At 63.4% G+C, this 23,793-nt stretch carries 21 protein-coding genes; 15 read left to right on the top strand and 6 right to left on the bottom strand.

Annotation, left to right across the window (positions count from 1 at the left end; translation table 11 throughout):
* Positions 1-115: 115 nt before the first annotated feature.
* From rlxS to SPI01S_RS17560, 6 genes are all read left to right on the top strand, one after another.
* Positions 116-2,080 carry a relaxase/mobilization nuclease RlxS gene (gene rlxS / locus SPI01S_RS17580; protein WP_066725655.1) on the top strand — a complete coding sequence of 655 codons (1,965 nt, stop codon included), beginning with the start codon at positions 116-118 and terminating at the stop codon, positions 2,078-2,080.
* 433 nt (positions 2,081-2,513) lie between these two features.
* Positions 2,514-3,044, top strand: coding sequence for a hypothetical protein (locus tag SPI01S_RS22435; RefSeq protein ID WP_157084765.1), 531 nt, complete (start codon positions 2,514-2,516; stop codon positions 3,042-3,044).
* Between the two features lie 14 nt (positions 3,045-3,058).
* Positions 3,059-4,309 carry a DNA phosphorothioation-associated DGQHR protein 1 gene (locus tag SPI01S_RS17575; RefSeq protein ID WP_084253546.1) on the top strand — a complete coding sequence of 417 codons (1,251 nt, stop codon included), beginning with the start codon at positions 3,059-3,061 and terminating at the stop codon, positions 4,307-4,309.
* A 128-nt stretch (positions 4,310-4,437) separates the two neighbouring features.
* Positions 4,438-5,877: a hypothetical protein gene (locus SPI01S_RS17570; protein WP_066725653.1), complete on the top strand. Its 1,440-nt coding sequence runs from the start codon at positions 4,438-4,440 to the stop codon at positions 5,875-5,877.
* Between the two features lie 45 nt (positions 5,878-5,922).
* Positions 5,923-6,987, top strand: a complete 1,065-nt coding sequence (locus SPI01S_RS22430) for a class I SAM-dependent methyltransferase (RefSeq protein WP_066725650.1) — start codon at positions 5,923-5,925, stop codon at positions 6,985-6,987.
* Between the two features lie 2 nt (positions 6,988-6,989).
* On the top strand, positions 6,990-7,874 hold the full coding sequence (locus SPI01S_RS17560; protein ID WP_066725649.1) for a toll/interleukin-1 receptor domain-containing protein: 885 nt from the start codon (positions 6,990-6,992) through the stop codon (positions 7,872-7,874).
* A gap of 19 nt (positions 7,875-7,893) precedes the next feature.
* On the opposite strand, the gene SPI01S_RS22735 is transcribed toward SPI01S_RS17560, so the two are convergent.
* Positions 7,894-8,046, bottom strand: a complete 153-nt coding sequence (locus tag SPI01S_RS22735; protein WP_169804537.1) for a hypothetical protein — start codon at positions 8,044-8,046, stop codon at positions 7,894-7,896.
* A gap of 117 nt (positions 8,047-8,163) precedes the next feature.
* Here SPI01S_RS22735 and SPI01S_RS17555 point away from each other — a divergent pair, with 117 nt between their 5' ends.
* Positions 8,164-8,379, top strand: coding sequence for a hypothetical protein (locus SPI01S_RS17555; RefSeq protein ID WP_066725647.1), 216 nt, complete (start codon positions 8,164-8,166; stop codon positions 8,377-8,379).
* Positions 8,380-8,389: 10 nt separating this feature from the next.
* Here the strand turns inward: SPI01S_RS17555 and SPI01S_RS17550 are convergent, their stop codons facing one another.
* Genes SPI01S_RS17550 through dndB form a run of 5 tightly spaced genes read right to left on the bottom strand, consistent with a single transcriptional unit; the run spans position 8,390 to position 14,571 of the window.
* Positions 8,390-9,553, bottom strand: coding sequence for a cysteine desulfurase family protein (locus tag SPI01S_RS17550; protein WP_066725645.1), 1,164 nt, complete (start codon positions 9,551-9,553; stop codon positions 8,390-8,392).
* Entirely contained in the window at positions 9,550-9,927 is a 378-nt protein-coding gene (dndE, locus tag SPI01S_RS17545) for a DNA sulfur modification protein DndE (protein ID WP_066725643.1), read from the bottom strand. The genes SPI01S_RS17550 and dndE overlap by 4 nt, the downstream gene beginning before the upstream one ends.
* The gene (gene dndD / locus SPI01S_RS17540; RefSeq protein ID WP_066725641.1) at positions 9,908-11,896 is read right to left on the bottom strand and encodes a DNA sulfur modification protein DndD; all 1,989 of its coding nucleotides are present in this window, start codon (positions 11,894-11,896) and stop codon (positions 9,908-9,910) included. Before dndD ends, dndE begins: the two co-directional genes overlap by 20 nt.
* Positions 11,893-13,377 carry a DNA phosphorothioation system sulfurtransferase DndC gene (gene dndC / locus SPI01S_RS17535; RefSeq protein ID WP_066725633.1) on the bottom strand — a complete coding sequence of 495 codons (1,485 nt, stop codon included), beginning with the start codon at positions 13,375-13,377 and terminating at the stop codon, positions 11,893-11,895. Before dndC ends, dndD begins: the two co-directional genes overlap by 4 nt.
* 45 nt (positions 13,378-13,422) lie before the next feature.
* Positions 13,423-14,571, bottom strand: a complete 1,149-nt coding sequence (dndB, locus tag SPI01S_RS17530; RefSeq protein ID WP_084253545.1) for a DNA sulfur modification protein DndB — start codon at positions 14,569-14,571, stop codon at positions 13,423-13,425.
* A 240-nt stretch (positions 14,572-14,811) separates the two neighbouring features.
* Between dndB and SPI01S_RS17525 the strand changes: the two genes are divergently transcribed.
* The 8 genes from SPI01S_RS17525 (at position 14,812) to trbB (ending at position 23,792) form a co-directional block, all read left to right on the top strand.
* A complete protein-coding gene (locus tag SPI01S_RS17525; RefSeq protein ID WP_066725627.1) occupies positions 14,812-16,698 on the top strand; it encodes an ATP-binding protein in 1,887 nt (628 codons plus the stop codon).
* A gap of 254 nt (positions 16,699-16,952) precedes the next feature.
* Positions 16,953-17,369: a sigma factor-like helix-turn-helix DNA-binding protein gene (locus SPI01S_RS17520; protein ID WP_066725625.1), complete on the top strand. Its 417-nt coding sequence runs from the start codon at positions 16,953-16,955 to the stop codon at positions 17,367-17,369.
* Between the two features lie 66 nt (positions 17,370-17,435).
* On the top strand, positions 17,436-18,347 hold the full coding sequence (locus tag SPI01S_RS17515) for a DUF4238 domain-containing protein (protein WP_066725623.1): 912 nt from the start codon (positions 17,436-17,438) through the stop codon (positions 18,345-18,347).
* Between the two features lie 57 nt (positions 18,348-18,404).
* Positions 18,405-18,830: a hypothetical protein gene (locus SPI01S_RS17510; RefSeq protein WP_066725620.1), complete on the top strand. Its 426-nt coding sequence runs from the start codon at positions 18,405-18,407 to the stop codon at positions 18,828-18,830.
* Positions 18,827-19,612 (top strand): hypothetical protein, encoded by a 786-nt coding sequence (locus SPI01S_RS17505; protein WP_157084763.1) that lies wholly within the window; start codon positions 18,827-18,829, stop codon positions 19,610-19,612. Before SPI01S_RS17510 ends, SPI01S_RS17505 begins: the two co-directional genes overlap by 4 nt.
* Positions 19,613-20,350: 738 nt before the next feature.
* Entirely contained in the window at positions 20,351-22,402 is a 2,052-nt protein-coding gene (locus SPI01S_RS17500; RefSeq protein WP_066725616.1) for a conjugal transfer protein TraG, read from the top strand.
* Positions 22,403-22,404: 2 nt separating this feature from the next.
* Positions 22,405-22,806: a CopG family transcriptional regulator gene (locus SPI01S_RS17495; protein WP_066725614.1), complete on the top strand. Its 402-nt coding sequence runs from the start codon at positions 22,405-22,407 to the stop codon at positions 22,804-22,806.
* Positions 22,803-23,792: a P-type conjugative transfer ATPase TrbB gene (gene trbB, locus SPI01S_RS17490; RefSeq protein ID WP_066725612.1), complete on the top strand. Its 990-nt coding sequence runs from the start codon at positions 22,803-22,805 to the stop codon at positions 23,790-23,792. The genes SPI01S_RS17495 and trbB overlap by 4 nt, the downstream gene beginning before the upstream one ends.
* The last annotated feature ends 1 nt before the right edge of the window (position 23,793 follow it).

Genomic DNA, 23,793 nt, shown 5'->3' with positions numbered 1-23,793 from the left:
TGTCTGCACATCGGTTTTTCGCGAGACCGCGATGCCGTGGCGCGAGACTGGGAGGGCCAAAGCCACGGAAATCCGCCGTTCCCGCGGCCAATTTGCGAGATTTTGCGAGGCCGTCATGCCTGAGGACGACTTCACCCCCAGGCTCGGCAGGCCGCGCGGCAAGGACGGCAAAAGCGTCGTCCGCTATGGTGGTCGCATTGCTGCGGCGGCGCGGCTTGCCGGCACCAAGACCGGCGTGCGATCGCGTCGCTTCGACGGTAGCCGGATCGGGCGCGGCGCGAGCATCGGGCGACTGCTCTCCAGCCGCGACCGGCTGGGAGGATTCCGTGCCCGCCGCGCGGTGGTGAAGGCGAGCCTCATTCGCCTCGCCGGCAAGGGCGGCCAGGCAGCCCGCGCGCACATGCGCTATATCCAGCGCGATGGGGTCACCCGCGAGGGGCTGCCCGGCGAACTCTACGGCCCGGAAACCGACCGCGCGGACGGCAAGGAATTCCTGCAGCGGACAGCGGGCGATCGCCACCAGTTCCGCTTCATCGTCTCGGCCGAGGACGGTGCCGAATATCCGGACCTCAAGCCCTATGTCCGGCGGCTGATGGCGCAGGTCGAGCAGGACCTCGGCACGAGGCTCGACTGGGTGGCCGTCGATCACTTCAACACCGAGCATCCGCATACCCATATCGTGCTGCGCGGCGTCGACGAGGCCGGCAAGAACCTGATCATCGCGCGCGAGTATATTTCCCATGGCCTGCGCGAGCGCGCGTCCGAGCTCGTCACGCTCGACCTTGGCCCTCGCACCGATCACGAGATCGAGGCGCGCCTTCGCCACGATGTCGACCAGGAGCGGCTGACCGCGATCGACCGGCGGCTGCTCCGGCGCATGGATGCCGACCGAACGGTGTCGGCCGCCGACAACGATCCCTTCCAGCAGGCCGTCGCTGCGGGACGGTTGCGGAAGCTCAAGGCGATGGAACTGGCGGAAGACCTTGGTGGTGGGCGCTACCGGCTTGCCGAAGGCCTCGAGGTCACGCTCCGCCAGATGGGCGAGCGGGGTGACATCATCCGGCTCATGCAACGCGAACTGACGGCGCGCCGGCTGGATCGTGCCGGCGTCGAGCAGGTGGTCGAGACCGAGCTTCGCGAGCCCCTGGTCGGACGGCTGATCCAGCGCGGCTTTTCCGACGAGCATCGCGACCGGCATTACCTGTTGGTCGATGGCATCGACGGTCGGGTGCATTATGTCGACATCGGGCGGGGTGATGCCACACCGGCCGTGCCCGAAGGCGCGACCGTTCGGCTCGATCCGCGCGCGCTGGGTGTGACCGACGCCGATCGCACGGTCGATGCCGTGGCGCGGGCCAATAGCGGCCGCTACTCGATCGACCTCCATTTGCGTCACGACGCCAGTGCCAGTCAGGCCTATGCAACAGCGCATGTCCGGCGCCTGGAAGCGATGCGGCGGGCGGGCGCCGGGCCAGGGAGGCAAGCCGACGGCAGTTGGGTCATTCCAGAGGACCATCTGGATCGCGCTGAAGTGTTCGCACGCCGGCAGCAGCGGGACCGGCCGGTCGCGTTGACGATCCTGTCGGCGCGCGAGGTTGGCGAGTTGGTCGACATCGAGGCGCCGAGTTGGCTCGATCGCGAACTGGCATCCGACACGAAGACGGCGGCGCGAGACGCAGGCTTTGGGAACGAGGTGCGGACCGCATTAGCCGCACGTCGACAATGGCTGGTCGAGCAGCAGCTGGCCGACGGTGAGCGGGCGGCGTTCCGGTATCGCGATGGAGCGATCGACAGCCTCCGCCAGCGCGAGTTGCGCGAGGCCGGCGAGCGGATCAGCGCCGGCCTCGGCAAGCGTTTTGAGAAGGCCCGGATCGGCGAGCGGATCGAGGGCGTCATCGCGCGCCGGGTGGATCTTGAAAGCGGGAGCTTCGCGGTCGTCGAACGGTCGCGGGATTTTACGCTGGTGCCCTGGCGCGACGTGCTGGAACGCAACATCGGTAAGGCGGCATCCGGCATCATGCGCGCGGACGGCATCAGCTGGCGGTTCGGACGTGGGCGGTCTGGCCCGACAGTCAGCTAAGTTGAGGTCGGCATAGTCTCGGCGGGCGCTGTCAGACCAATGCGAATTTTTTTCTTCACGATGCGGATCGCTCTTTGCGCGCGTGTGCGGCCAAACGATCAGCTCGTGTCCACAGCGCGTGCGGCTCGGGCATCACTAGCTGACCATCACAAATCCCGGTCACGCCGGGATTGATTCAATCACGATGGATCGCGAGGCCGGGGCCGTGTGCCAATGGCTGAGCGTGTTCTTTCGTCGACATGTCCGCAAGCAGACGTGGTCAAGGATTTGGTGTAGGAAGCGTGCGCCCACATGCTTGCGCGCGAGAGAAGAGCCGGTGGGGCATTTTGGGCGCGCTCATTCTGCGCACCGCGGCGAAATCTGCCTTGTCAAAAGCGAGAAATTGGTGGGGGATGGCTGAGAGTCGCGGAGTCGTGACGGAGGGGGAAGACAATTGGAGAAATCACGACCGATTCGCGATCTTGCACGCGAACTCAATCGGCGGGCCGGAGAGGGTTTTAAGCACGCACCATTCAAGATCACTTTTTGGGTGGGTGTGGTTGCTTGTGGCGGCCTGGGCGTATGGCTCGAGGTCTATAACCTTATGAAGGAACTGCTTCACGGTCCGGTTGATGCAAACCCCTTACGCCCTTTACGAATCGCAGTTGCGGTATTCTTTCCTGCCATCGTCGGTGCCACTTCTCTCCAAATGGTGTTCGAGAACGATATCAAAGCCCATCGTGGCGCAGCGGTGAGCGCCACGATAATATTCCTGCTCCTGTTTAGCCCAGCAACAGACCGCGAAATCCCTGACGCCTTTGGTCTTTTCCTTGGCGTGCTTCTGTCCTGCGTCAGCCTCTGGATCTGGTGCGCGGCAAACGGTCTTTCGGCGTCGTACCGACAATCACCAGATGCACCGCTCGGTGAAAAGCCTCTCGACGAATCCCTCTCAGGCGAAGACGACCTCGCCGGCCTCAATCATTGAACAGAGACACTCACATGAACTTTCCGTTCACCGCCAAGGCGCTTCGTGTCGATCAGCCGATGGGCACCTATTACATCACGACCCTTCCTGCCCGGCTATTGATCGAGGTGGCCTACAGTGATGCGCTGAGCGCGACTTGGTCGGAGGAAGATCAAAACTACCGCCTCTATGGCACGCAACGCCTACGCGACCCAAAGCGATTGAAACCGATCGCCGCCTATATCGATCGCGAGGATGCGGCATTTCCCAACGCGATTATCGTCGCGGCCAACCAGGAGAAGGACACCGGACTCGTCGAGGAGGTCGAGGATCCGGACGAAGAAACTGAAGAGAAACCGGTGACCAATCCCGACGATCTGTGGCGCGTCATCGAGAAATACGACGGCTGCCACGAGCTGATCATACCGTCGGCGCGCAAGCTAGTCTCGGTGATTGACGGTCAGCACCGGCTTTTCTCGTTCGCCGAAGCGATGTCGCGCAGGCTCGACATGCAGCTGATCTGTGCGGTGTTTCTCGATCTGCCGCGCCCCTATCAAGCGCAGCTGTTTGCAACGATCAACTCGAACCAGAAGCCGGTCGACAAAAGCCTCACCTACGAGATGTTCGGTTACAATATTGAAGAGGAAGATGAAGCATATTGGAGCCCCGACAAGCTCGCTGTGTATTTCACCCGACGCTTGGCGGTCGACGAAAAGTCGCCCCTCAACGGTCGCATCATCATCGCCCCGATCCGCGACGAGACGCTTGAGAAGATCGTCGGCACAGGCCGCTGGAAAGTGTCAACGGCGGTGATCGTTGAAGGAATTATGCGGCTGTTCACCACCAATCCGAAGTCCGATACGGCGGCCCTGCTGAAGGGCCGTCGCAAACCACGCTCGGCAATCGCCAGCGTGCGTTCAGATCGCTCGCCGCTCCGCGACCTCTATATCGGCCAGAAGGACGCGGTGATTTACACGATTGTGCTCAACTATCTGGTGGCGTGTGAACAGATCTTCTGGTCAGAGGCGACGGCAGGTTCCTATATAACCAAGACCGTCGGTGTGCAGGCATTGCTCGACATTTTGCGCCGGCTCGCGCGTCCGATGCTTGAAGAACGAGACATCAGCGTCGCTGCATTCACGGCGCGATTGGCAGATGCGGGGGAGATCGACTTCTCCGCGATCGAATTTCACAACGCATCCGGCGCCGGCCGGTCTGACATTCGCAGAGCGATTGAGGGAGCGCTCGGCCTGCCGCCGCTTGGTCGGCCGAAAATCACGGCGTGACGGTGCCACGGTCAGTTGAAAAACGCCCCGCGACAAGGGCGTCTCCACCCAGAAAGGACTGGAACACGCTAATCCGCTCGATACGGCGTGGGCGGGCACCGAGTGCGCGCTTCTTCAAGCCGGTGTGTGTGATTGCCGCGGTTGATCTCGCCGACCGCGGCAGCTTGGTCAGCGACCTGTTGCATTCCGACCTCATCGTCCGGCAGTTTGCCGACTATGTCGAGCCGTTCTTTCCGGAACGCTCCTCGAGCGGTTGGCAACCGCTATGGTTTTTGTCGAACGATGGTCTTTGGACGTTCTTCCGCAAAGGCAAACCGCTCGATCGAAGCTCATTCGAAAATGGCATGCCGCGAACCAAGAAGAAGCTGTTCGAAAAGTTCGACAGCCACTCGGTAAGCCCCGGGTACAAGGCGCTCTGGGATGCACCGGATACGCGCAAACTCCTGCGGGACCAGATGCTGCTGATGCTTGCCAGCGATGCCGAGACTCAGTCGCTCGTCGCGCCGTTGCTTGATCCAGCCCACTTCAGTTCGCCCGAGCTATGGCCCGACGACAATGAGGTGGCCGCCTATCTCGATGCGCTACGTGATCAGCAGGATTTGTTTGCAATGCCGCCCCCGCGCGAGGTCGCCAAGTCGCTAGCGATTGCGGCTGGCGACGCGTTGGCCAATTTCAATGTCGAGAGCCTACCTCCGCCCACGGCGATCGGTCCGAGCTTTGAGACCGACGGGATCGCCCCCATTGCACTGTCAGTCGATACACTGCAGGTCGGCACCGTTCAACGCGATGTTTATCTGATCCTGCGGGCGAAATGTGCCACACTGCGCCAGGCAGTCCCAGCGATCAGCAACAGTGCGCCGCAGTTGCGCCATGCGATCGATCTCCTGTCCACCGCCCTGCAGGCCGAGCCGGAGGTTGCGAACGGGCATATTATCTGGTCGCACGCAAACACGCTGCGGCGCCTGGGCGATGCCGATCTCCGCGCGCGCGCGAGCGCTAGTCCCGACATATTGCCGCTGCCGGAGGACGTTGGTGAATTGCTGACCGATTTGGTCGAGCAGTTCAATGTCTATGCTCAGAGCGACCCGCTGCTGCGCCAGCTCGACCTAGCGCGTGTCGGTCCTGCGGGCCGTGCTGAGCTGATCGCCCGGATGGAGGCCGGACGACAGTTCGTCGCCGCCGCTCAGACCGCGCCGCACGTAATCGAGCCCGGGGCTGCCACTGTGCTTGCGACGGCCACCCACGTCGCCGAAAGTGCGATCGAAGCTGCCGGTGTTAATGCCGACCAGGCCATAGCCAACTCAGTCGAGATGCAGCAGAACGGGGCGCGGGCACTCCTGCGCAGCGCGGTGCTCGAATTCAAAAAGTGGTTCGGCAAGACCAAGGACGCGCGGAAATCCCTCACCGAAGGCGCGCTCAAGCAGGCAGGCGCAGAAGCGGTCAAGCAATTGCCGTTTCTTCAGTTTATCAATCAGACCGCCAAATATCTGCGCGAGTTGTGGCGGGGCCAGGACGGGTCAGCGATCATCGACCGCGTTCTTGAATGGTTCCGCCATCTCGGGTCGTGACCCGGCCGGACCGACTTTTGATGAGAGTGAAAGGACAGCACGTCGATGACCGATACCGATACATTAGCGCCTTCGCCCATCGATCCGCTCCCATCCAATGATCCGCTAGCGCTCGCGTCGTTCAATCAAAATTTCGAGACGTTCCGAGCGCTGAACGCCTTGATGTGGCAGATTCCGCTGATTGCAATGACGTTGACCGGCGGCCTGTGGTTCGGGGTATCGAGCATCAAAGATATGGCGCTGATGCGTTCGGGCCTGTTGTTGCTCGCGGGTCTCGGTGATCTCGGACTGATGATCGTCCTGTCGCGCCTGCGCCATATCATCGGCTGCTATCTCGACTGGATCAATGCGGCCTTTCCGCGCGGGTTTGTGTCGGCGCGGGGGACGAGCTGGGGCACACGCTCGGAAACGGTGAAGACCACCTTCCAGCTGATGTTGCTCTCTGCTGCGATCATCAGTTTTGTGCTATTCTGCGGATCAATGACTGAGTTGACTCACCCCAAGCAACCTGACGCGCGGGCGAAAGCGATCGCGTGGTACGACACGCACGCTACACGCATCGCTGACGGCTATGAAGGCCTCGAAGCACAGGAGACGCACCCACGGTTGTTCGCGGCGCTAGCCGGTTCGAAGCCGCTTCGCATTCTCGACGTCGGCGCCGGCACCGGTCGCGACGCCGCAGCACTCTCGGCGCTAGGTCACCAGGTCACGGCGGTCGAACCTTCGGCGAAGATGCTCCGGCTTGCGCGCGCGATTCATGCCGACGATGATGTCGACTGGGTCGCCGATGCCATGCCCGAACTCACCAAGGCGCAGGGACAGTATGATCTGATCACGCTGAGCGCGGTGTGGATGCACGTCCCGCCCGCCGATCGCGACAAGGCGTTCCACCGGCTGACCGCGCTGCTCGCGCCCGGTGGCCGGCTCTATTTCACCTTGCGGCTCGGCCCGGCCGAACCCGAGCGGGCGCTATGGACCAATGACGCGGGCGAGATCCGCGATCTTGCCGCTGGCCACCGCCTCAAGGTCGAGGATTGGGGCAAGCGCCCCGATCTCCTCGGTCGCGACGCAGTCCATTGGCAGACCTTGCTGCTGACCAAGACCGCCTGAGCATGGCAAAGCCCGATTGCGATCAATGGGATGTGTTCATCTCCCACGCCTCGGACGACAAGAAAGCGCTCGTCCGTCCGCTGGCCAATGCTCTCGCGGATTTCGGGGTCAAAGTCTGGTACGACGAATTCAGCCTCAAGCCTGGCGACAGTTTGCAAGCATCCATCGACAAGGGGCTGGGCAAATCCCGCTACGGACTGATCATCCTCAGCCCAAGCTTCATCGGCCGCCCTTGGGCCGAGCGCGAATTTCGCGGACTCACAACGCTGGCGCTCGCCGGGCGCAGCGAGATCATCCCACTGTGGCACCAGATAGATCGCGACGCGGTGCTCGATTTCAGCCCGCCGCTTGCCGATATGGTCGCGATCCTGACCGCCGATCGTACCGCGGTCGATCTCGCAATCCAGCTGCTTATGCATATCCGCCCGGATTTGTATCTAGCACAGCCGCGCAGCGAGCTGATGCGCCGTGCCAGCGGCGAGGCGTTTCAGGAACTGCGGGCTGAACTCGAGGCCGCCCAGGAGCAGCTCGAGGATTTCCAGTGCCCTCATTGCAAAGCGCCGCTCGCCCACCGGACGCCGGCGCCGCTCGACGACGCAGAGAAGCACTGGGATTCAGTCGACGTCTATGAATGCGGATTGGAGACGTTCGGCGGTGACGTGCGCCAGCCTTGCTCGCACGATCAGAAATTCCCGGCCTTCTCAGACTATACGCTCACTTGGCACCAGATAAAGAGCGGAGACTGGATGGTTGCTGCCGATCCCAGGACCCGCAAGGCGCGCAGCTACCACTTCGGCCCCGAACATGGCGCGGACAAGGACGCGGCACTTGCGGCGCTTAAGGACGCTTATCGGCGCTACGCCCCGCCGCATCTCGATCCTGGCTAATAAGCGAGAAACCCGAGCGCTATTTCTTTTCGCGACGGGCAAGTTCGGCATCGACCGCTTCACGAATGAATTCCGCTTTCTTTTGCTTTCCGACCAGCGCTTCGATCCGCTCAGGCACGCCTTCTCCCAGGCGGACAAGAATCGGTTTCACCTTGAGCGGCGGGCGTCCCATGGCACAGCGCTAACCGATATCGCCTACAGCGTCGAGCGTGATCCCTAAGCGATATCGGTTATTGACAGTATAAGCGATATCGCTTATCTATAAACGATATCGCTTACGGAGGCTGCCATGTCGAAGATCGTCACTGCCCGCCAAGCCTTGAAGGCGCTGATGCGTGCCCGCACCGCAAATGAAAAAGGGTTCGGCCGCTACCGCGCCTATCTCGCCAGTCCCACTAGTGAACGCGGCAAGCTGGCCGAACAGCGCGCGCATCACTGGCTCGATCAGGAAGAACGCCAGTTCGGGATCATCGAGCGTTTCATCCGTCAATATCTCGGCGATTGATGATCAGCGCTCAGGCGGCGAAGCGCCGGATATCGCGGACCTCGCGCACCAGGGCCTCGGCGAACTGCATTAGCTCATCCGCCGTGGTGAACCGGCCTGGTGACACGCGAAACGCCTGACGGGCGCGCGGCGTGTCGCCGAACATAGCCAACAGCACGGGGCTCGTTTCGACCTTCTCGGTCGAACAGGCGCTCGATGCCGAGAAGCTGGCGATACCATTGAGGCGGTGCATTAGCGCGAGCGGCTCGACACCATCGATCGACAGCGAGATATTGCCGGGCAGGCGCTGCTCGGACGGTCCGTTGAACATCACGCCGTCGAGTTCGGCCACGACCAAAGCGCGGAACCGCTGAGCCATTGCCGCGAGCCGCGCCCGTTCCTTGTCCTGGCCACGCCCGGCGAGCGCGACCGCTTCGCCCATGCCGACGATCAGCGGCACGTTGAGCGTTCCGGGGCGCAACGCCTTTTCCTGACCGCCGCCGTAGCTGATCGGCGCGATGCGTACGCGCGGCGCTCGCGAGCGAACATAGAGCGCGCCGATCCCCTTTGGGCCATAGGCCTTGTGGCCCGACATGCTGGCGAGGTGGATATGATCACGGATCACATCGACGCGGTGATGCGCGAGCAATTGGGCAAGATCGCAATGGTACAGGATGCCGGCGGCTTCGCAGAGCGCTCCAATCGCGGCGAATGGCTGGATCGTCCCGACCTCGTTATTGGCGGCCATGACTGACACCAGCACCGTGTCCGGGCGCAGCGCGGCTTGGACGACATCGGGCGACACCCGGCCCTCGGCATCCACCGGCAGCACGGTCAGTGCCCATCCCTCGCGTTCGAGCGATCGCATTGGCTCAAGCACCGACGGATGTTCGATGGCACTGGTGATCAGATGCCTTTTATCCGGCTGCGCCCGTGCCGCCCCCAGGATCGCGATGTTATTGGCTTCGGTGCAGCTACCTGTGAACAGGATCTCGCCTTCGCGTGCGCCGATCACGGCAGCGAGTTGCTCGCGCGCCTGTTTCACTGCCCTCTGGGCACGGTTGCCATGCCGATGTTCAACGCTCGACGGATTACCGAAATCCTCGGTGAAATAGGGCAGCATCACCTCAACGACGCGCGGGTCGGTGCGGGTGGTCGCATTGTTATCGAGATAGAGCGGTGCGGTATCGCTCATGTTGCCATCGCGAGGCGCGCGACATCAGCCGGCGACTTGGCACGCACGGCAAGCGTTGCGACGCCGCGGTGGATATGGAATCGCAGGCGACCCACCAACTGATCATTGGTGAGTGGGACGGCGAGGTCTGGTTCAGTCTCTTCGACGAAGCGTAGCAATGCACCGATCAGACCATTGTAATCGCCGGTCAGCGTATAGGCATTGAACTCCTGTCCCTCTTCGTCGGGCGTGGTGCCGCCGCCGACCGGCCCTTCTTCGAGCGACAGCATGATCGCCGCGCGGCAGAGCAAGTTCGGAGTGAGCCCGGTGCGCTGCCGGAGCGAACGCAGGCGGCTAGTCGCATCGGCCGAGATTTTAAGCTTGTTGAAGCGCATCGTCCTGCCCCTCCTCGTCGCCGAAATAGCCCGACAGCACACGGGTTGCCCGCGCCTTGTGATCATAATCGAGCCGGAAGCTGTGCGAGACCTTCGGCCCCAGCTTGGCGAGCAGCGCATCGTCGATCTCGGTATCGGTCGACAGCACAATCACCTGATGGCTCGCCTCGGGGAAATAGCGCTCGACCAGCGCGGCACGGTGTTCCGTATCGAGGCGGGCCAGCGGGGTGTCGACAATCATCGGCAACTGCCGGCCGCTGGTATGCGCCAGCGCCCAGAGCATCGCGATCGCATAGACCTGCTTTTCACCTGCCGACAGGCTCGACTTGGGCAGTTCGCGGCCATGCGAGTCGATCAGCACGGCATCGAGTGTAGCGCGGTCGATCCGGACGTCGGCGACGAAATCGTCCTTGCGGGCGAGATGGTTGAAGCGCTTGACGAACGCTGTCTTGAGCTGCGCGATCTTGAGGTCGAGCAGATCGTCCTCATAGCGTTGTAGCACAGTGCCGACACGCTGCGCCAAGCTGGTGCGGCCAGCGGCATCGCGGCTTTCCTGCTGGACCTGCTCGAGCCGCCGCTTGTCGCGTATCAGCGCGGTCTTGCGGAATTCGAGTACCTTCAGCTCTTCGCTTCGCGCCTTCAATTGCGCTTCGGCCGCTCCCAATTGCTGTTCGGCCTCGACCAATTCATCGAGCACCACGCCTGCGGCATGGCCTGATGCGCGCACCAGCTCGGCATCGAGTTCGCGCAGGCGGTTGGTATGCGCGTCGAGATCGGCAACCAGGAGCCGCGCGCGCGGCCCGACCCTGTCACGGATTTCTTCCAGTCGCCCAAGCAGGCTGCGGCGTTCACCAAGTTCGAGCCAGGCAACAGCGGCATTGCCCGGCACCCCGGCATCGGATGCCAGAAATTGCTCGAGGTCGGTCCAGTGCCCGTCTTTCCAATTCGCCTTGCGCACCGGCTCGCCACCCGCACGCCATTCGAGCAGCCGGCTGCGGAGCAACGCCAGCGCATTCTCGACGCCGGGGTCGCCTGCCTGACTGAGCGTTTCAGCAAATCGCGCCACCAACTTCGGCGCCATTGCGAAAGGCATCAGACCGCCGGCGAGATCCTTGAGCTCATTCTCGCGGCGCGCGATCTGCGCGGTGACCTCCGTGTGCGCCGCCTCCAGCGTCGCGCGCTGATTGGCGGCATCGCCGCCTTCGGCCACGAACCGCTGGCGAACATTATAGGCGGTGCGGGCAAGCCCGTCGCGCGCCGAGCGAAGTTCGGCTATCTCCTCGATCATCCGCGCGGTGTCGGTGTCGACTTGCGCGATGTCCCGCACACATTGCTCATAGGCCTCGGCCGACTTGCGATCATCGGCCTTGCTGTGGCGCGCGAGGTAGAGTCCAAGATCGGTGCGCAACCGCGAGACCAGCTCGATCCCGAGCAACCCGCGGACAGCTTCGGCGAGACCTTCGTCCGGGCCATCGTGCGCGATCTCGGCGATCTTCTCGCCGTCGAAGAAGAACAGCTGCGACACGCCTGGCGGGATCAGCTCCTGGAGGAAGTTCGCCCATTCCTCACGCGGCACCGAGGTGACCGGAGCACCGTCCTTTTCGAGCACCAGCGTCTCGGTTGCCTTGCTGGCCTTGATTGTCCAGCGGCGAACGACGCGGTAACGGTGAACGATGCCGCCTTCGGTATAGTCGAAATCGAGCCCGACCGACGCTACGCTGGCCTGGTCAGAACCGCTACCAGCATGGACGCGCCGCCGCAGATGCGTCTCATATTCCGATTGCGCGATGCGCATGCCGAGCGCGCGGCGACCGTAAAGCGCGAGACGCACGGCCTCGAGCAATGTCGTCTTGCCAGCACCGTTGCGGCCGCCGACCAGCACGACCGGCTTGCCGCGCGGGCTGAGGTCGAGCGTCTGACGCCCGGCGTAGAGCCCGAAATTCTCGAGATGGATCGCGCGCAGGATCATGCTGCGTCGTCCTCGTGCGCGGGCGGTGCGGCAAAAAGATCGTCGCTCTCTTCTTCGTCGTCGATCGCAACGACATCGTCGCCCGACACGCCAAGTTGCTCTCGGCGTTCGGCAACAAGGGTTTCGAGATCGCGCCATTCGAGGCGGAACGCGTCCTCGATCCGGGTGTGAACGGCATGACGCCGCTTCAGTCCGTGCGAGGCGCGCTCGACATCGAGCAATTTCACCACCAGCTCTGTCGGCACGTCATTTTCGGCACAGATCGTGTCGAGCAGTTCATTGTCGTCCTGGGTGAAGGCGACGGTGTCCTCGGCGACCCAGTCATAGTCGCGACCCATCACTTCGCGCACGATGCGCGGCACGCTATCCGGCCAGTCGCCGCGCTCGGTCCGCCACAACCGTCGGATCTCGTGCAGCTCGGCTTCGTGGATCAGGATCGGCGCTTCGCCCAAGGGCGCGTCAGCGGCGACTTCTTTTTGCGTTTCGAGCAGGCCGCGCAGCAACTCGCGACAGAAATCCATGGTGTACGGCCCCGGCATCACCCGGTCGGTGTCACCAATGAACTGCACCTTGCCAGTCCGGCGCCGAAAGTCGCGATAGCGCGTCTTCAGTTCGGGCTTTTGCGTTTCGGACAGCTTGTCGCGGAATTCGAGCAGCGGCGTCAGCCATTCTTCACCGCTGTCAATCATCGCCTCCATTGCCTTGTCGCGCTCCACGACCGTACAGACCCAGCAGCCGAAGCGCGAATTTCCGCATGACGGCGTGGTGGTGTCGACCACCAGCGGGCATTCGCCCGACGCGGCGTTGCGGTACATCGCGACGAGGTCGCGATTGTCGCTGCCCCATGGCGAGGCATTCTGCAGCAGATAGGTCCAGACATCGTCGGTCGAGAAATCGGCGATCGGTGCGTAGACAAACGCGTTGAGAAGAGAGGAATGCCGCGAGAGCTTGCTGCCCTCGATCCGGTGGAGCGACATGACCTGTGAGCGGGTCGCCGATTCCTGCGACCGCACGCCCAGCACCATGATCACCTCGCCGAACTCGGCGACGCGGCTCTTGATGAACTCATTGGCCGGCTCGATCTTTAGCCGCTCAGTGCACCAGCGGAAGCGGCGCGACGGCGCGGGATAGCCGCGCCCGATCATGTTCACCCAGAAGCTCTTGTCGACTTCGGGCACGACTTTGTGAGTGATGACGGGCATATTCTGCTCGGTCGCGGCGGCAGCGATTTTTTCGAGCGTAACGTCGATATAGCGCGACACGACCGGCGTTTCGACGAGCGTGTCGGAGCTGATCACGTAGATCGGTTTGACCCGCTTCTCAGCCGGCAGCTTGGCGATCGCGGTCCAGATCAGCTGCAGCGCGGTGGTCGAGTCCTTGCCGCCCGAATAGCCCACCACCCAGGGCCGCGAGTCGGCCTGGTAAATCTCGCGAATATCGTCGTGAAGGGCCTGTAAAACCCCCGGTTCCCGTGCTGCCATAATACTCGAATCAACGTAAAAATGCCGGTCTTGCGACCCCCTGCCTCACTGTAGGACGGGTTGTGCGACCGCGCCACCGGATTGCGCCTCGATCCAGGTCCAGATGAGTTCAGCTGTGAGTAAAACGCTGGTGCGCGAGCGATTGACCTTGCCGCCGACCATCGCCCGCCCTTCCCACAAGCCGGTGTTGGCCCGCGACCAGTCGAGCCGCTGCAGCCCGGCCAGCCGCGCGCGCCAGGCATCGGGATAGGCATCGAACAATCGCGCGCCAACGATTGCCAGCGCTTCCAGCGCCAGACCGTGCGCATGGACGGTTTCACGGCGCAGTTCCGCGGGCAGGATGTCGAGCCGCGCCGCCGCCTGCCAGTCGGGCATATTGTCGCAGACCGCCGACCAGTATTCGACCGCGGCATCGACCGCGGCATCGCCGCTGAGGCCGGCGTCGGCGATCAGCGTCTTGACCGCGACATGCACGCTGGAGAGGCCGAACAGCTTGCGCGATCCCGCCTTGGGCGTGACATGGGTTAGATCGGTTAGATGGTGGAATAGCGGCACCGCATCGATCACCGCCTTGGTCACCTGGGCTTCGCCATCACGTGCGTCGTAAAAGATGCGCAGCGAGCGCGACGGCTTCACGCCATGTTGGTTCAGATCGACGAACATCTGCTGCGCGTGACCGAGGCCCCGATCGGGGAATAGCGTCACAGCGATCGTCTCATGGGCGAGATACGGCCGCTCGCGCAGTGCCTCGACAATCGCCGCGCGGCGGTGCTGACCATCGTTGATGACCAGCGTTGCGGCCAGATCGACCTCAAGCGTGCCGACATTGCGCTCGCCATCACCTGCTCCAACCGCATGGAACCTGAAATTGCCGTCGATCGAGGCCGACAGGGCGGAGAGCACATAGGTCTCGGCATTATCGACGATGTAACGGGCGATGGCCGGAATGCGTGACCGGGTCAACTCGCGTTGTGCTGTGAGTTCGGGCGGCAAATCGGCGTCGTCGAAGCGAAACAGCGGCTGCACCGTGCTGAACGGCACCATAATGACGAAATAGGCGCGGCCCGCTTGTACGCCTCGAATAGCCGAAAATCGATAGCAGTTCATATCCCTTCGACCCTCTACACGCCGACCGACCGGCATGCGGATATGCGCAGCCTTTTTGCCGCGCCCATGACCGGAGTCTAACTTCATGCTGCCCGGTTGTCGCGGCTGTTCGCGACGCAGGGGACGCCGTCACGTGGCGCTCCGTCTTCTCCGGGCCGCAGCGCCCATAACAGCATGACCGGCATGTGCAGAGCAAAAAAATCCTGCCTGCCGCCGCAATCGCCGTTACCTTTGCCCGCCTAGCCTACCTTAATGAGTGAGGCCAGCATCGAGCGCGCCTCATCCCGTGACGCAACAGCGCGTCACCAACCATGGGAAGGAAGACCAATGCTGAACGAAACTGATACCGCCGCCACGCCGTCGATCGGCAACGACCCCTATCACAGCTGGGGCAATGCGGCTCCTAAGGGTGGCCGCGCCGTCCTGCAGCGGATCCTGAAGGAGGGCACCAAGGTGCCGCTGTTCCTTGGGCAGACGCTGGTCAATTCGCTTCGTGACGTCGGCTATAACGACACCATCTCGGCGGTGTGCGAGCATGTCGACAATTCGCTGCAGTGGGATGCGAGCGAAGTCCGCATCTATTTCCACGAGCAGAAGGACAAGGCGCAGAAGAGCGTCGACGTGATGATCGTCGACAACGGCAGCGGCATGGCGCCGCACGTGCTCCAGGTCGCGACCTCGTTCGGCGGGTCGATGGTTTATGAGAACCGCTCGAGCATCGGCCGCTACGGCGTCGGCATGAAGGCCGCGGCGCTGTCGATGAGCCCAGTGATGGAGCTCTACTCCTGGCAGGACGATCGCGCCTTCTATCGCATGATTCTCGACGTCAACGAGATCAGCAACAACCGCTCGAACCTGATCGAACTTCCCGAGCCGGAGTTTTTGGCGGAGCTGCCGTCGAGCGTTACGCGCATCATGTCGCGACCAATGGTGTACCCGAAGAACCCCAACGAAACGCAGGACCTGCTCGCCCAGAGCGAGGACGATGTCTATGCCCGGCTCGGCAGCCACGGCACGATCGTCATGATGCCCGATTGCGACCGCCTGACCTACAAGTCAGCGAAGACGCTGGTCGATCATGCGGTCAAAGAGATGGCGCGGGTCTACCGCAAGCATCTCGAAAAGGGCGTGGCAATCTACGTTAACAACCGCCGCCTCGAGGCGGTCGATCCGACCTTCTGGATGCTGTCAGCGCGTCACGCCAAGGTCGAGGGGCTGGAGGAGAAGCGCAGCCGGCTGGTCCAGAGCTGGACGCGGATCGAAGTGCCGCTGGCCGAGGGCAGCCCCAACAAGGCACCGGTATCGGTTCGTCTCTACCGGTTGCCGATCGAGGAATGGGGTCAACTGCCCAAGAAGGTGCTGAAGAGCGACATGGGCGTTTATGACGATTTCCAGGTATCGTTCATGCGCGCTGATCGCGAGGTCCACGCCGGACCAATCGCTGCACTTAATATGCGCGTGCATGGCGATACCAAGTGGATGCGGCTGCAGATCGACTTCCCGGCGGAGCTCGATGAGGCGTTTGGCGTCGCGATGAATAAGCAGGGCGTTCGCCCAAAGAAGTTCGTCTACGACACGATCATGCAGATCATCCGGGATGACGTCCTGGCGGTCAAAAAGAGCATCGCCGCCTCACGCGTAGCGGGCGACAGCGATACGCCAACGAGTCCGGCGAGCGAAGCCGAACGCCGTGCTAGCGCCACTGATGCGCTGCAGGGGCGTCAGCTGCCCGCGCCCGCTCCGCAGACGCCGGAAGAAGAGACGATGCTCGCCGAGAACCTGCGCGGCCTGGCGGCGGCGCTCAAGCGCGATGGTGAGACCGACGAACAGGCGTTCGAACGGGTGCAAGCCTCGACCTATCTGACCCAGTTCAAGCATGATGAATATTGGCCCTTCTATCATGCTGACTATCAGTATGGGAAAGTGATCCTGACCCTGAACACCGCCCATCCCTTCTACACCAAGCTGTATCAGCCGCTGGTCAAGTTGGTCGCCGCCGCTAGCGTTGACGGGATGCATGACGACGAGAGCGAGGGTCCAGTCGACTGCGAGGCCAATGAGGTCGTAGTGTCGCTGCAGCTGCTGCTGATGAGCCTCGCGCGCACCCAGGGCCAGATGACGGCGGGCAGCGAGGGGGATGAGCGGCGCGAGCTGTTCGACACGCTGCGCCGCCAGTGGTCCGACAACCTGCGGGTCCAGCTGCAGGCAAACTGACTTAACACACCCAGCGGGGCCGGCCAATCGCCGGTCCCGCTGGAACTAATTTTGCGTTAATGATATACAACCGTTTCGTGAGGAAATCGACCGCAACGACTCGATGATCTCCGGCAGCCAGGCACAGCGTCCTGGCATTCGGAGCGAGAAGAGGCGGCACGGACCCCAACAGAAGCCCTGTCCGGCAATAGCGCCGGCAGAACGATAGGACGACCGATATGAAGTTAAGCCCCCATTGGGCCTTGGTCGCACGCATGCAGCGTGCCGCCGATCACCACCACATCAACCATCGCTACTGGGCTGCCGACGAGGCCGCGGATGCCGCGATCGCCCTCGTCCAACAGACCCCACCTCTTCCTGTCCCCGACATTGCCGCAACGCTCCAGGTGCTCGCTGGAAATCGCGTGGCCAAGCATCGTCGCCGCGCGATGACGCTTGCCGAGGTCTATCTGCCGACCGCCGACGCGATCCAGCTGCCCTCGTCGCACGACAGCCTTTGCGCCCGGCAGGATCTCGACCGCATCCGTGCCGCCGTCAGCGAAGCCGACTGGCGGCTGATCGAGATGGTGGCGCTGGGGCATAGCCACAGCGAGATCGCTAAAGAGCTCGACCTTGCCGGGGGCACGGTCAAGAACCGACTGTCGCAGCTGCGCCGCCGCTTGCTGCACTGAGCCGGTCGCCCGCCGCCGCGTCTTGCGACGGGCGCGGCGGAAGGGCTTGAACAGGAGGATGCCGCGATGTCGTCGAACCCGCCGATCAAGCATCATTTCATTGCCCAGTTCCTGCTGTCCGCCTGGGCCGGACCCGATGGCAAGCTGTGGCGCTTCACCAATCCCTGGATGAACAATTTCGCCGCCAAGCATGTCGCGCCGGCCGAGCTCGGCTATGAGAAATATCTCTACACCACGCCGGATGATCCCCCCGAGTGCGCGCAGCAGATCGAGCAGGAACTGATGGCGCTGCTCGACGACCGCGCCGCGACCGCCCACCAGATGCTGCTCGACGGTGAGATAGACGCCATGGACCGGCGCGAGCGCAGTGCCTGGAGCCGGTTCATCATGTCGCTCTGGTTTCGCACGCCTGACGGAGTGCGCGGTCTCAAGGACGCCACCGCCGCGCTGCTCGGTATCGACGATACGCAGTTCGCTGAAGCCTATCAGGCGCGGCGTCAGCCGGGATATCCGGCGACCTGGGCGGAAGCGGTCGCCAAAATGGGCCCACACCTCGCGGACCGCGCCGCCATGCATGTCCTTCGCCAGCAGGTCGATAATCCGACCAACGGCCAACGGCTGAACGATATGCACTGGGCAGTGCTGGACGTGGCTGGCCCGCGAAACCTGATGGTGTCGGACGCCGTGCTCGCCCAGACCAGCGCGATCTTCGGGCCCGAGGGTTATGTAGCTATGCCGATCAGCCCGCAACGGCTGTTCTTCGCTGCGCGGAATCGCGCCCGCCTCGACGCTTTCAAGGGCTTGGCGCCGGCGACGATCGTCACGCTGATTAACCACGCGGTTGTCCGCCGGGCGCGGAATTTCGTCGGCGCAACGGTGCGCGCGGAGATCGACTTCGTGCGCGCCAACTTCGCCAGCGACCTCCGCTCGGGGCTGCCCGAACTGCTCGCCCGCAAATATGAGGCCGCAGCGGCATGATGTGTCAATTGACTCGTGATGTGCATTTTTGCACATGCTGTCCACATGAGCACAATCATGAGTCGTCCCGCCCATATTCCTGCCATCCGCCGATATGCGATTGGCGACCGGCTGCCTGTTCAGGCGCAGCGCATCTGGCTGATCCTGACCGGATATGTCTGCGGTCGACCTGCGCCGATCAGAGCTTCCGATCGCACCCTGACCTATGGCGAGCTCGCCGAGCGAATGGGTCATGCCGATCGCCGCGCGGGGCACATGCTCAGCCGCCAGCTCGGTATTGTCGGCCATTATTGCCTGATGAACGGACTTCCCGCACTCAACGCCATCGTCGTCAACCAGGACACGCGCGAACCCGGCGGCGATGTCGTGCTGACGCCGAAGCGCGACTTTCGTGGTGAGGTGAAAGCGATCTATCAGACCGACTGGTACACGGTCGGCGTGCCCTCGGCCGGTACATTGCGCAAGGTGTGGGAAGCATCATGACAAGTAACTCTGACGAGAGCCGGTCCGGCATTCTGTGGGTCGTGCTATGGGTTATAGCGGCGCTCTGCTTTGTCGCCGTTGTCCTGTTCGCGGGGTTTCTGCTCGGGACCGGCGCCACCAACCGCGCCGATGCTAATGCGGCGGCGGCGAGCTTTTTCCAGACCGCCTCGCCACCCGTCTGGATCATCCTGTTCCTCAACGTGGCAAGCTTCATCGGCGCAGTCGTCGCCGCCTATGCGGCGATTAGGATCACGCCGCGCACATCGCTCAAGGTTGCCGATCTTCAGGCAACCGTCACACGCGAAGCGATTGCGGTCGCCGCCTCAAGCGCCCATGCGGCGGCGCAATCGGCGCAGGCCGCCAACCGTAGTTCCGACAATCAAGGCATTCACGCGGTTGCGCGGCTACGCCAGGAATGGATCAACGAACTGCGTGCGCGGGTCGCGGAGGCGCTCTCCTTGCTTCCAAACTGGCGAAAAGCCGGTGCTGGCGCGACCGAAGATCAATGGCTTCGCCTCGATGATCGGGTGATCAAGGCCAATGAAGTGATGGCCAAGATCGAGTTGCTGCTCAACCCGGCGGAGGCGCCTTCACGCAAGTTGATTATGGCGCTGCGCGCGCTTGAAGCGGCCGCCGGAGACTATGACAAGCGGCAGGCACTCGTCGCGCCGGTCACAGCCGCGGCGCAGGCAGTGTTGAAGGAAGAATGGGATCGCGTGCGCGACGAACTCCACGGTAAACCGCCGCGGCAATCAGCCGATCGCGAAAGTGGCGGGGGGTAATCGAGTATTTCGGCGCCGGGCTCCAGAGCATCTCCGGAGCCGACGCCAATCGCAACCGGCAAACGCGCACTGCCGACATCGGCGATGGCCCGCAAGCGGACACCACCATATTCAACGGCTTCTCGGATGCTATCAACACGCAAGGTATCTGAATTGAACAGGACACCGTCATCGACAACTAGGGCTATGATGTCGGCAAACGTGGCCTGCATCGCGTCGGGATCCGCATAGCCAAATCCGAGCAAGGCGAGATTGCCTGTCGGACTTCGAGGATCGTCGATCCACGTGATGAGGAGGATCGCACCCATGCGGACGATCCGGTCGGCGTGCGCAGAGATGATCAGTCTAGCCTCTTTGGGCGGCTCAGCCTTTCAGGCTTCGAAGCCCTTCCACTTACGTCCAGCCTTTTCCACTAATTGAAAGCGTGTTGGCGCTACTCTCGGCGATTTCGAAGGTCTGTAATTTTACTGTAAAGTCAGTTGCTTAAGGTTGATCGAGCAAGGCTCTTCTGGCACTAAATCACGAATGGATGATCGACGTACTTGATCCCGGAAGACTCATTCATCCGGCGCGCCAATTTTGACCGTTATATATTCACGTGTGTGGGGTGCAGCCACAGCGCTTCAATTGCATCTAATCTGCATCGGAATGCACCCGACTGGGACTGCCTATCTTCGTAGCATTGGAGGAGCCTAGGGGCCGATCCCGCACGGGCTGACCTGGCGGACGGAGGCCCGCATGACTCCTACCAAGTTGCTCATTGGACAGATCCTGGTCGTGCTCGTCATCGTGTTGGCGGGGGTCTGGTTCGCGACGCAGTGGGCAGCAGCAGAACTGGCGTATCAGCCCGAGTTGGGCAGGCCCTGGTTCGTCGCCTTCGGGCGTCCTTTCTATCGACCTTGGGCATTGTTCGGCTGGTGGTTCTCGTTCGAAGCCTACGCCCCGACGATCTTCGAAGAAGCGGGCGCCATTGCAGCCACGAGCGGCCTGGTCGGATGCGGGGCAGCAATCTTCGGGTCCCTTTGGCGCGCTCGTCAGCGGCGCCATGTCACGACGTACGGCTCTGCCCGCTGGGCAAGTTTTCAGGATATTCGTGCCGCCGGGCTTCTCACTGAAGCCGGTGTGTTCCTCGGCCGGATGGGCCGGGAGTACCTGCGCCATGACGGTCCCGAGCATGTCATGGCGTTCGCGCCGACCCGGAGCGGCAAGGGCGTCGGGCTCGTCATACCTTCGCTCCTCGGATGGACCGGTTCGGCCGTCGTCCACGACATCAAGGGCGAGAACTGGCAGCTGACCGCCGGTTGGCGCCAGCGTTTCTCGCATTGCCTGCTGTTCAATCCGACAGACGTGCGATCGGCACGGTACAATCCGCTGCTCGAGGTCCGTCGCGGCAAGGACGAGGTGCGCGACGTCCAGAACATCGCCGACATCCTGGTCGATCCCGAGGGGGCGCTGGAGCGACGCAATCACTGGGAGAAGACCAGCCATTCGCTGCTCGTCGGCGCGATCCTTCATATCCTCTACGCCGAGGAGGAAAAGACGCTGGCCCGCGTCGCGTCCTTCCTGTCCGATCCGCAGCGCAAGTTTACCGGCACGTTGGACCGGATGATGACCACCAATCATCTCGGCACGCCGGAAGCGCCAGCTGTGCATCCGGTGGTCGCATCGGCGGCACGTGAAGTGTTGAACAAGTCCGAGAATGAGCGCTCCGGCGTGCTGTCGACCGCCATGTCGTTTCTCGGCCTCTACCGGGATCCGACGGTCGCGGCCGTCACCTCGCGCTGCGACTGGCGCATCGCCGACCTGGTCGAGGCCAAGGCGCCGGTATCGCTCTACCTCGTGGTGCCGCCCTCGGACATTAGCCGCACCAAGCCGCTGATCCGTCTCGTGCTCAACCAGATCGGTCGACGGCTGACGGAGCATCTGGAAGCCGATAAGGGCGCCAAGAGCGGTGGCCGCCACAAGCTGCTGATGATGCTCGACGAGTTCCCCGCGCTCGGGCGCCTCGACTTTTTCGAGACCAGCCTGGCGTTTCTCGCTGGCTATGGCGTCCGCGCCTTTCTGATCGCCCAGAGCCTCAACCAGATCGAGAAAGCCTACGGCGAGCACAACGCTATCCTCGATAACTGCCATGTTCGCATCGCCTTCGCGACCAACGACGATCGGACGGCGAAGCGCATTTCCGACGCGCTCGGCACCTCGACCGAGCAGCGCGCGATGCGCAACTATGCCGGGCATCGGCTGGCGCCCTGGCTCGCCCATGTCATGGTCAGCCGGCAGGAGACGGCGCGGGCGCTGCTGACGCCCGGCGAGGTCATGCAGCTGCCGCCGACGGAGGAGCTTGTGCTCGTGGCGGGCACGCCGCCGATCCGCGCCACCAAGCTGCGCTATTACAAGGACGCAATCTTCAAGGCCCGCATCCTGCCGCCGCCCGTGCTCGGTGATGGCGACTATGCCGATCGTCCCGCGCCGCGACCGGACGACTGGGCTGGCGTCGTGCGTGAGACGGATACGCGCCTCGCCGGAAGTGCGAAGGAGCAGCGCGAGGATGAGGACGGCGGTCTCAAGCAGGCGCGTCATCCCGGGCAGGAGCTTCCAGCAAAGCCGGCCTCCGAACCCACACCTACCGAGGTGCTCGGGCTCGGCCAGGACGAGGACGATCCGGCGGCTGACCAGCGGGCCATGGATCGGGCCGGTGCCTCCGGCATCGCGCGCACGGCGTTCGCGATGGATGCAGGCGCGGGTGGCGTTGGGGGGCATCGGGCCGGCGACATGCAGGTGGAGCTGTGACCATGGTCGAGAAGGTCCGCCATCAGCTCTTCCTGCCAAAGCCGCTCAGCGATCGACTGGAAGCGCTTGCGGCAAAGCCGGGCGCGTCGAAGTCGGCGATCCTGGCGGATGCCGTTACCGCCTGGCTCAACCGGCGCGGCGTGTCGGAGCTGGAGGAGCGCTTCGGGCTGCGGCTGGACCGGATGACGACGGCGATTGGCCGGATCGAGCGGAACGAGCATGTCCTGCTTGAGACCCTGGCACTGTTCGTCCGCTACGAACTCGCCATCCATGCGCCGCTTGCCGAGAGCGACCAGGCAGGGCGCGCCATGGGGGCGAAGCGCTTCGAGGCGTTCGTCACCCAGGTTGGCAGGCAGGTTGCGGCTGGCCGCAGGACGATCGGCGCCTCGGAGCCCGGCCAGTGACCGCCGGCATCTCCGGCGATCGGCGGCGCGCGATGCTGCGGACGGCCATGGGTCCGGCGATCGCCGCAGCGCTCGCCGATCCGCGCGTCACCGAGATCATGGTCAACCCCGACGGCGCGCTCCGGCTGGACCGGTTGGGGGAGGGGCGCTCCGACACGGGCGTTCGCATGGAAGCCGCGCAGGTCGAGCGGATCATCCGGCTTGTCGCCGCGCATGCGCGCGCCGAGGTGCACGGCGACGCGCCGATCGTCTCGGCCGAGCTTCCACCACACGAAGAAGGGCGGGCAGGGGAGCGATTCGAGGGCGTGCTACCGCCGGTGTCTGCCGCGCCGTGCTTCTCGATCCGCAAGCCGGCCGAGCGTCTCTACCGGCTCGACGACTATGTGGCCGATGGCGTCATGACCCGGCTCGCGGCCGACCGGCTGAAAGCCTGCGTCCTCCTGCGCCACAACATCCTGATCGCCGGCGGCACCAGTTCGGGCAAGACCACGCTCGCCAATGCGCTGCTGGCCGAGATGGCGTGCCTCGACGAGCGCATCCTCCTGATCGAAGACACGCGCGAACTGCAGAGCCCTGCCGCCGACACGGTTGCGCTCCGCACACGGCCCGGCGTCGTGACCATGGCGGACCTGGTCCGCTCGACCCTCCGGCTGCGCCCTGATCGCATCATCGTCGGCGAAGTCCGCGGGCCCGAGGCGCTCGACATGCTCAAGGCGTGGAACACCGGTCATCCGGGCGGCATCGCCACGGTCCACGCCAACAGCGCGCTGTCCGCGCTCACCCGGATCGAAGGCCTGGTGCAGGAGGCAGTGGTCACCGTGCCGCGCCTGCTCATCGCCGAGGCGATCGACGTCATCGTGTTCGTCTCCGGCCGCGGCCTCGACCGGCGCGTCTCGCAGGTCGCCCGCGTCGCCGGCGTCGATCCGGACACCGGCAGCTACGCGCTTGCCGACCTTCTCTTGCCCCCCAGCCCCGAAGGAGATTGAT

Origin of the sequence: Sphingomonas pituitosa NBRC 102491, from assembly GCF_001598435.1 — a bacterium.
Lineage (GTDB): Bacteria > Pseudomonadota > Alphaproteobacteria > Sphingomonadales > Sphingomonadaceae > Sphingomonas > Sphingomonas pituitosa.
Note: the sequence above shows the minus strand (reverse complement) of the source record. Positions and strands in the feature narration are given on the sequence as shown.

Bases quoted from the DNA above. Each gene is read 5' to 3' on its own strand.
- rlxS (WP_066725655.1), top strand. From the start codon at position 116: ATGCCTGAGGACGACTTCACCCCCAGGCTCGGCAGGCCGCGCGGCAAG.
- SPI01S_RS17575 (WP_084253546.1), top strand. From the start codon at position 3,059: ATGAACTTTCCGTTCACCGCCAAGGCGCTTCGTGTCGATCAGCCGATG.
- SPI01S_RS22430 (WP_066725650.1), top strand. From the start codon at position 5,923: ATGACCGATACCGATACATTAGCGCCTTCGCCCATCGATCCGCTCCCA.
- SPI01S_RS17560 (WP_066725649.1), top strand. From the start codon at position 6,990: ATGGCAAAGCCCGATTGCGATCAATGGGATGTGTTCATCTCCCACGCC.
- SPI01S_RS22735 (WP_169804537.1), bottom strand. From the start codon at position 8,046: ATGGGACGCCCGCCGCTCAAGGTGAAACCGATTCTTGTCCGCCTGGGA.
- SPI01S_RS17555 (WP_066725647.1), top strand. From the start codon at position 8,164: ATGTCGAAGATCGTCACTGCCCGCCAAGCCTTGAAGGCGCTGATGCGT.
- SPI01S_RS17550 (WP_066725645.1), bottom strand. From the start codon at position 9,553: ATGAGCGATACCGCACCGCTCTATCTCGATAACAATGCGACCACCCGC.
- dndE (WP_066725643.1), bottom strand. From the start codon at position 9,927: ATGCGCTTCAACAAGCTTAAAATCTCGGCCGATGCGACTAGCCGCCTG.
- dndD (WP_066725641.1), bottom strand. From the start codon at position 11,896: ATGATCCTGCGCGCGATCCATCTCGAGAATTTCGGGCTCTACGCCGGG.
- dndC (WP_066725633.1), bottom strand. From the start codon at position 13,377: ATGGCAGCACGGGAACCGGGGGTTTTACAGGCCCTTCACGACGATATT.
- dndB (WP_084253545.1), bottom strand. From the start codon at position 14,571: ATGAAGTTAGACTCCGGTCATGGGCGCGGCAAAAAGGCTGCGCATATC.
- SPI01S_RS17525 (WP_066725627.1), top strand. From the start codon at position 14,812: ATGCTGAACGAAACTGATACCGCCGCCACGCCGTCGATCGGCAACGAC.
- SPI01S_RS17520 (WP_066725625.1), top strand. From the start codon at position 16,953: ATGCAGCGTGCCGCCGATCACCACCACATCAACCATCGCTACTGGGCT.
- SPI01S_RS17515 (WP_066725623.1), top strand. From the start codon at position 17,436: ATGTCGTCGAACCCGCCGATCAAGCATCATTTCATTGCCCAGTTCCTG.
- SPI01S_RS17510 (WP_066725620.1), top strand. From the start codon at position 18,405: ATGAGTCGTCCCGCCCATATTCCTGCCATCCGCCGATATGCGATTGGC.
- SPI01S_RS17505 (WP_157084763.1), top strand. From the start codon at position 18,827: ATGACAAGTAACTCTGACGAGAGCCGGTCCGGCATTCTGTGGGTCGTG.
- SPI01S_RS17500 (WP_066725616.1), top strand. From the start codon at position 20,351: ATGACTCCTACCAAGTTGCTCATTGGACAGATCCTGGTCGTGCTCGTC.
- SPI01S_RS17495 (WP_066725614.1), top strand. From the start codon at position 22,405: ATGGTCGAGAAGGTCCGCCATCAGCTCTTCCTGCCAAAGCCGCTCAGC.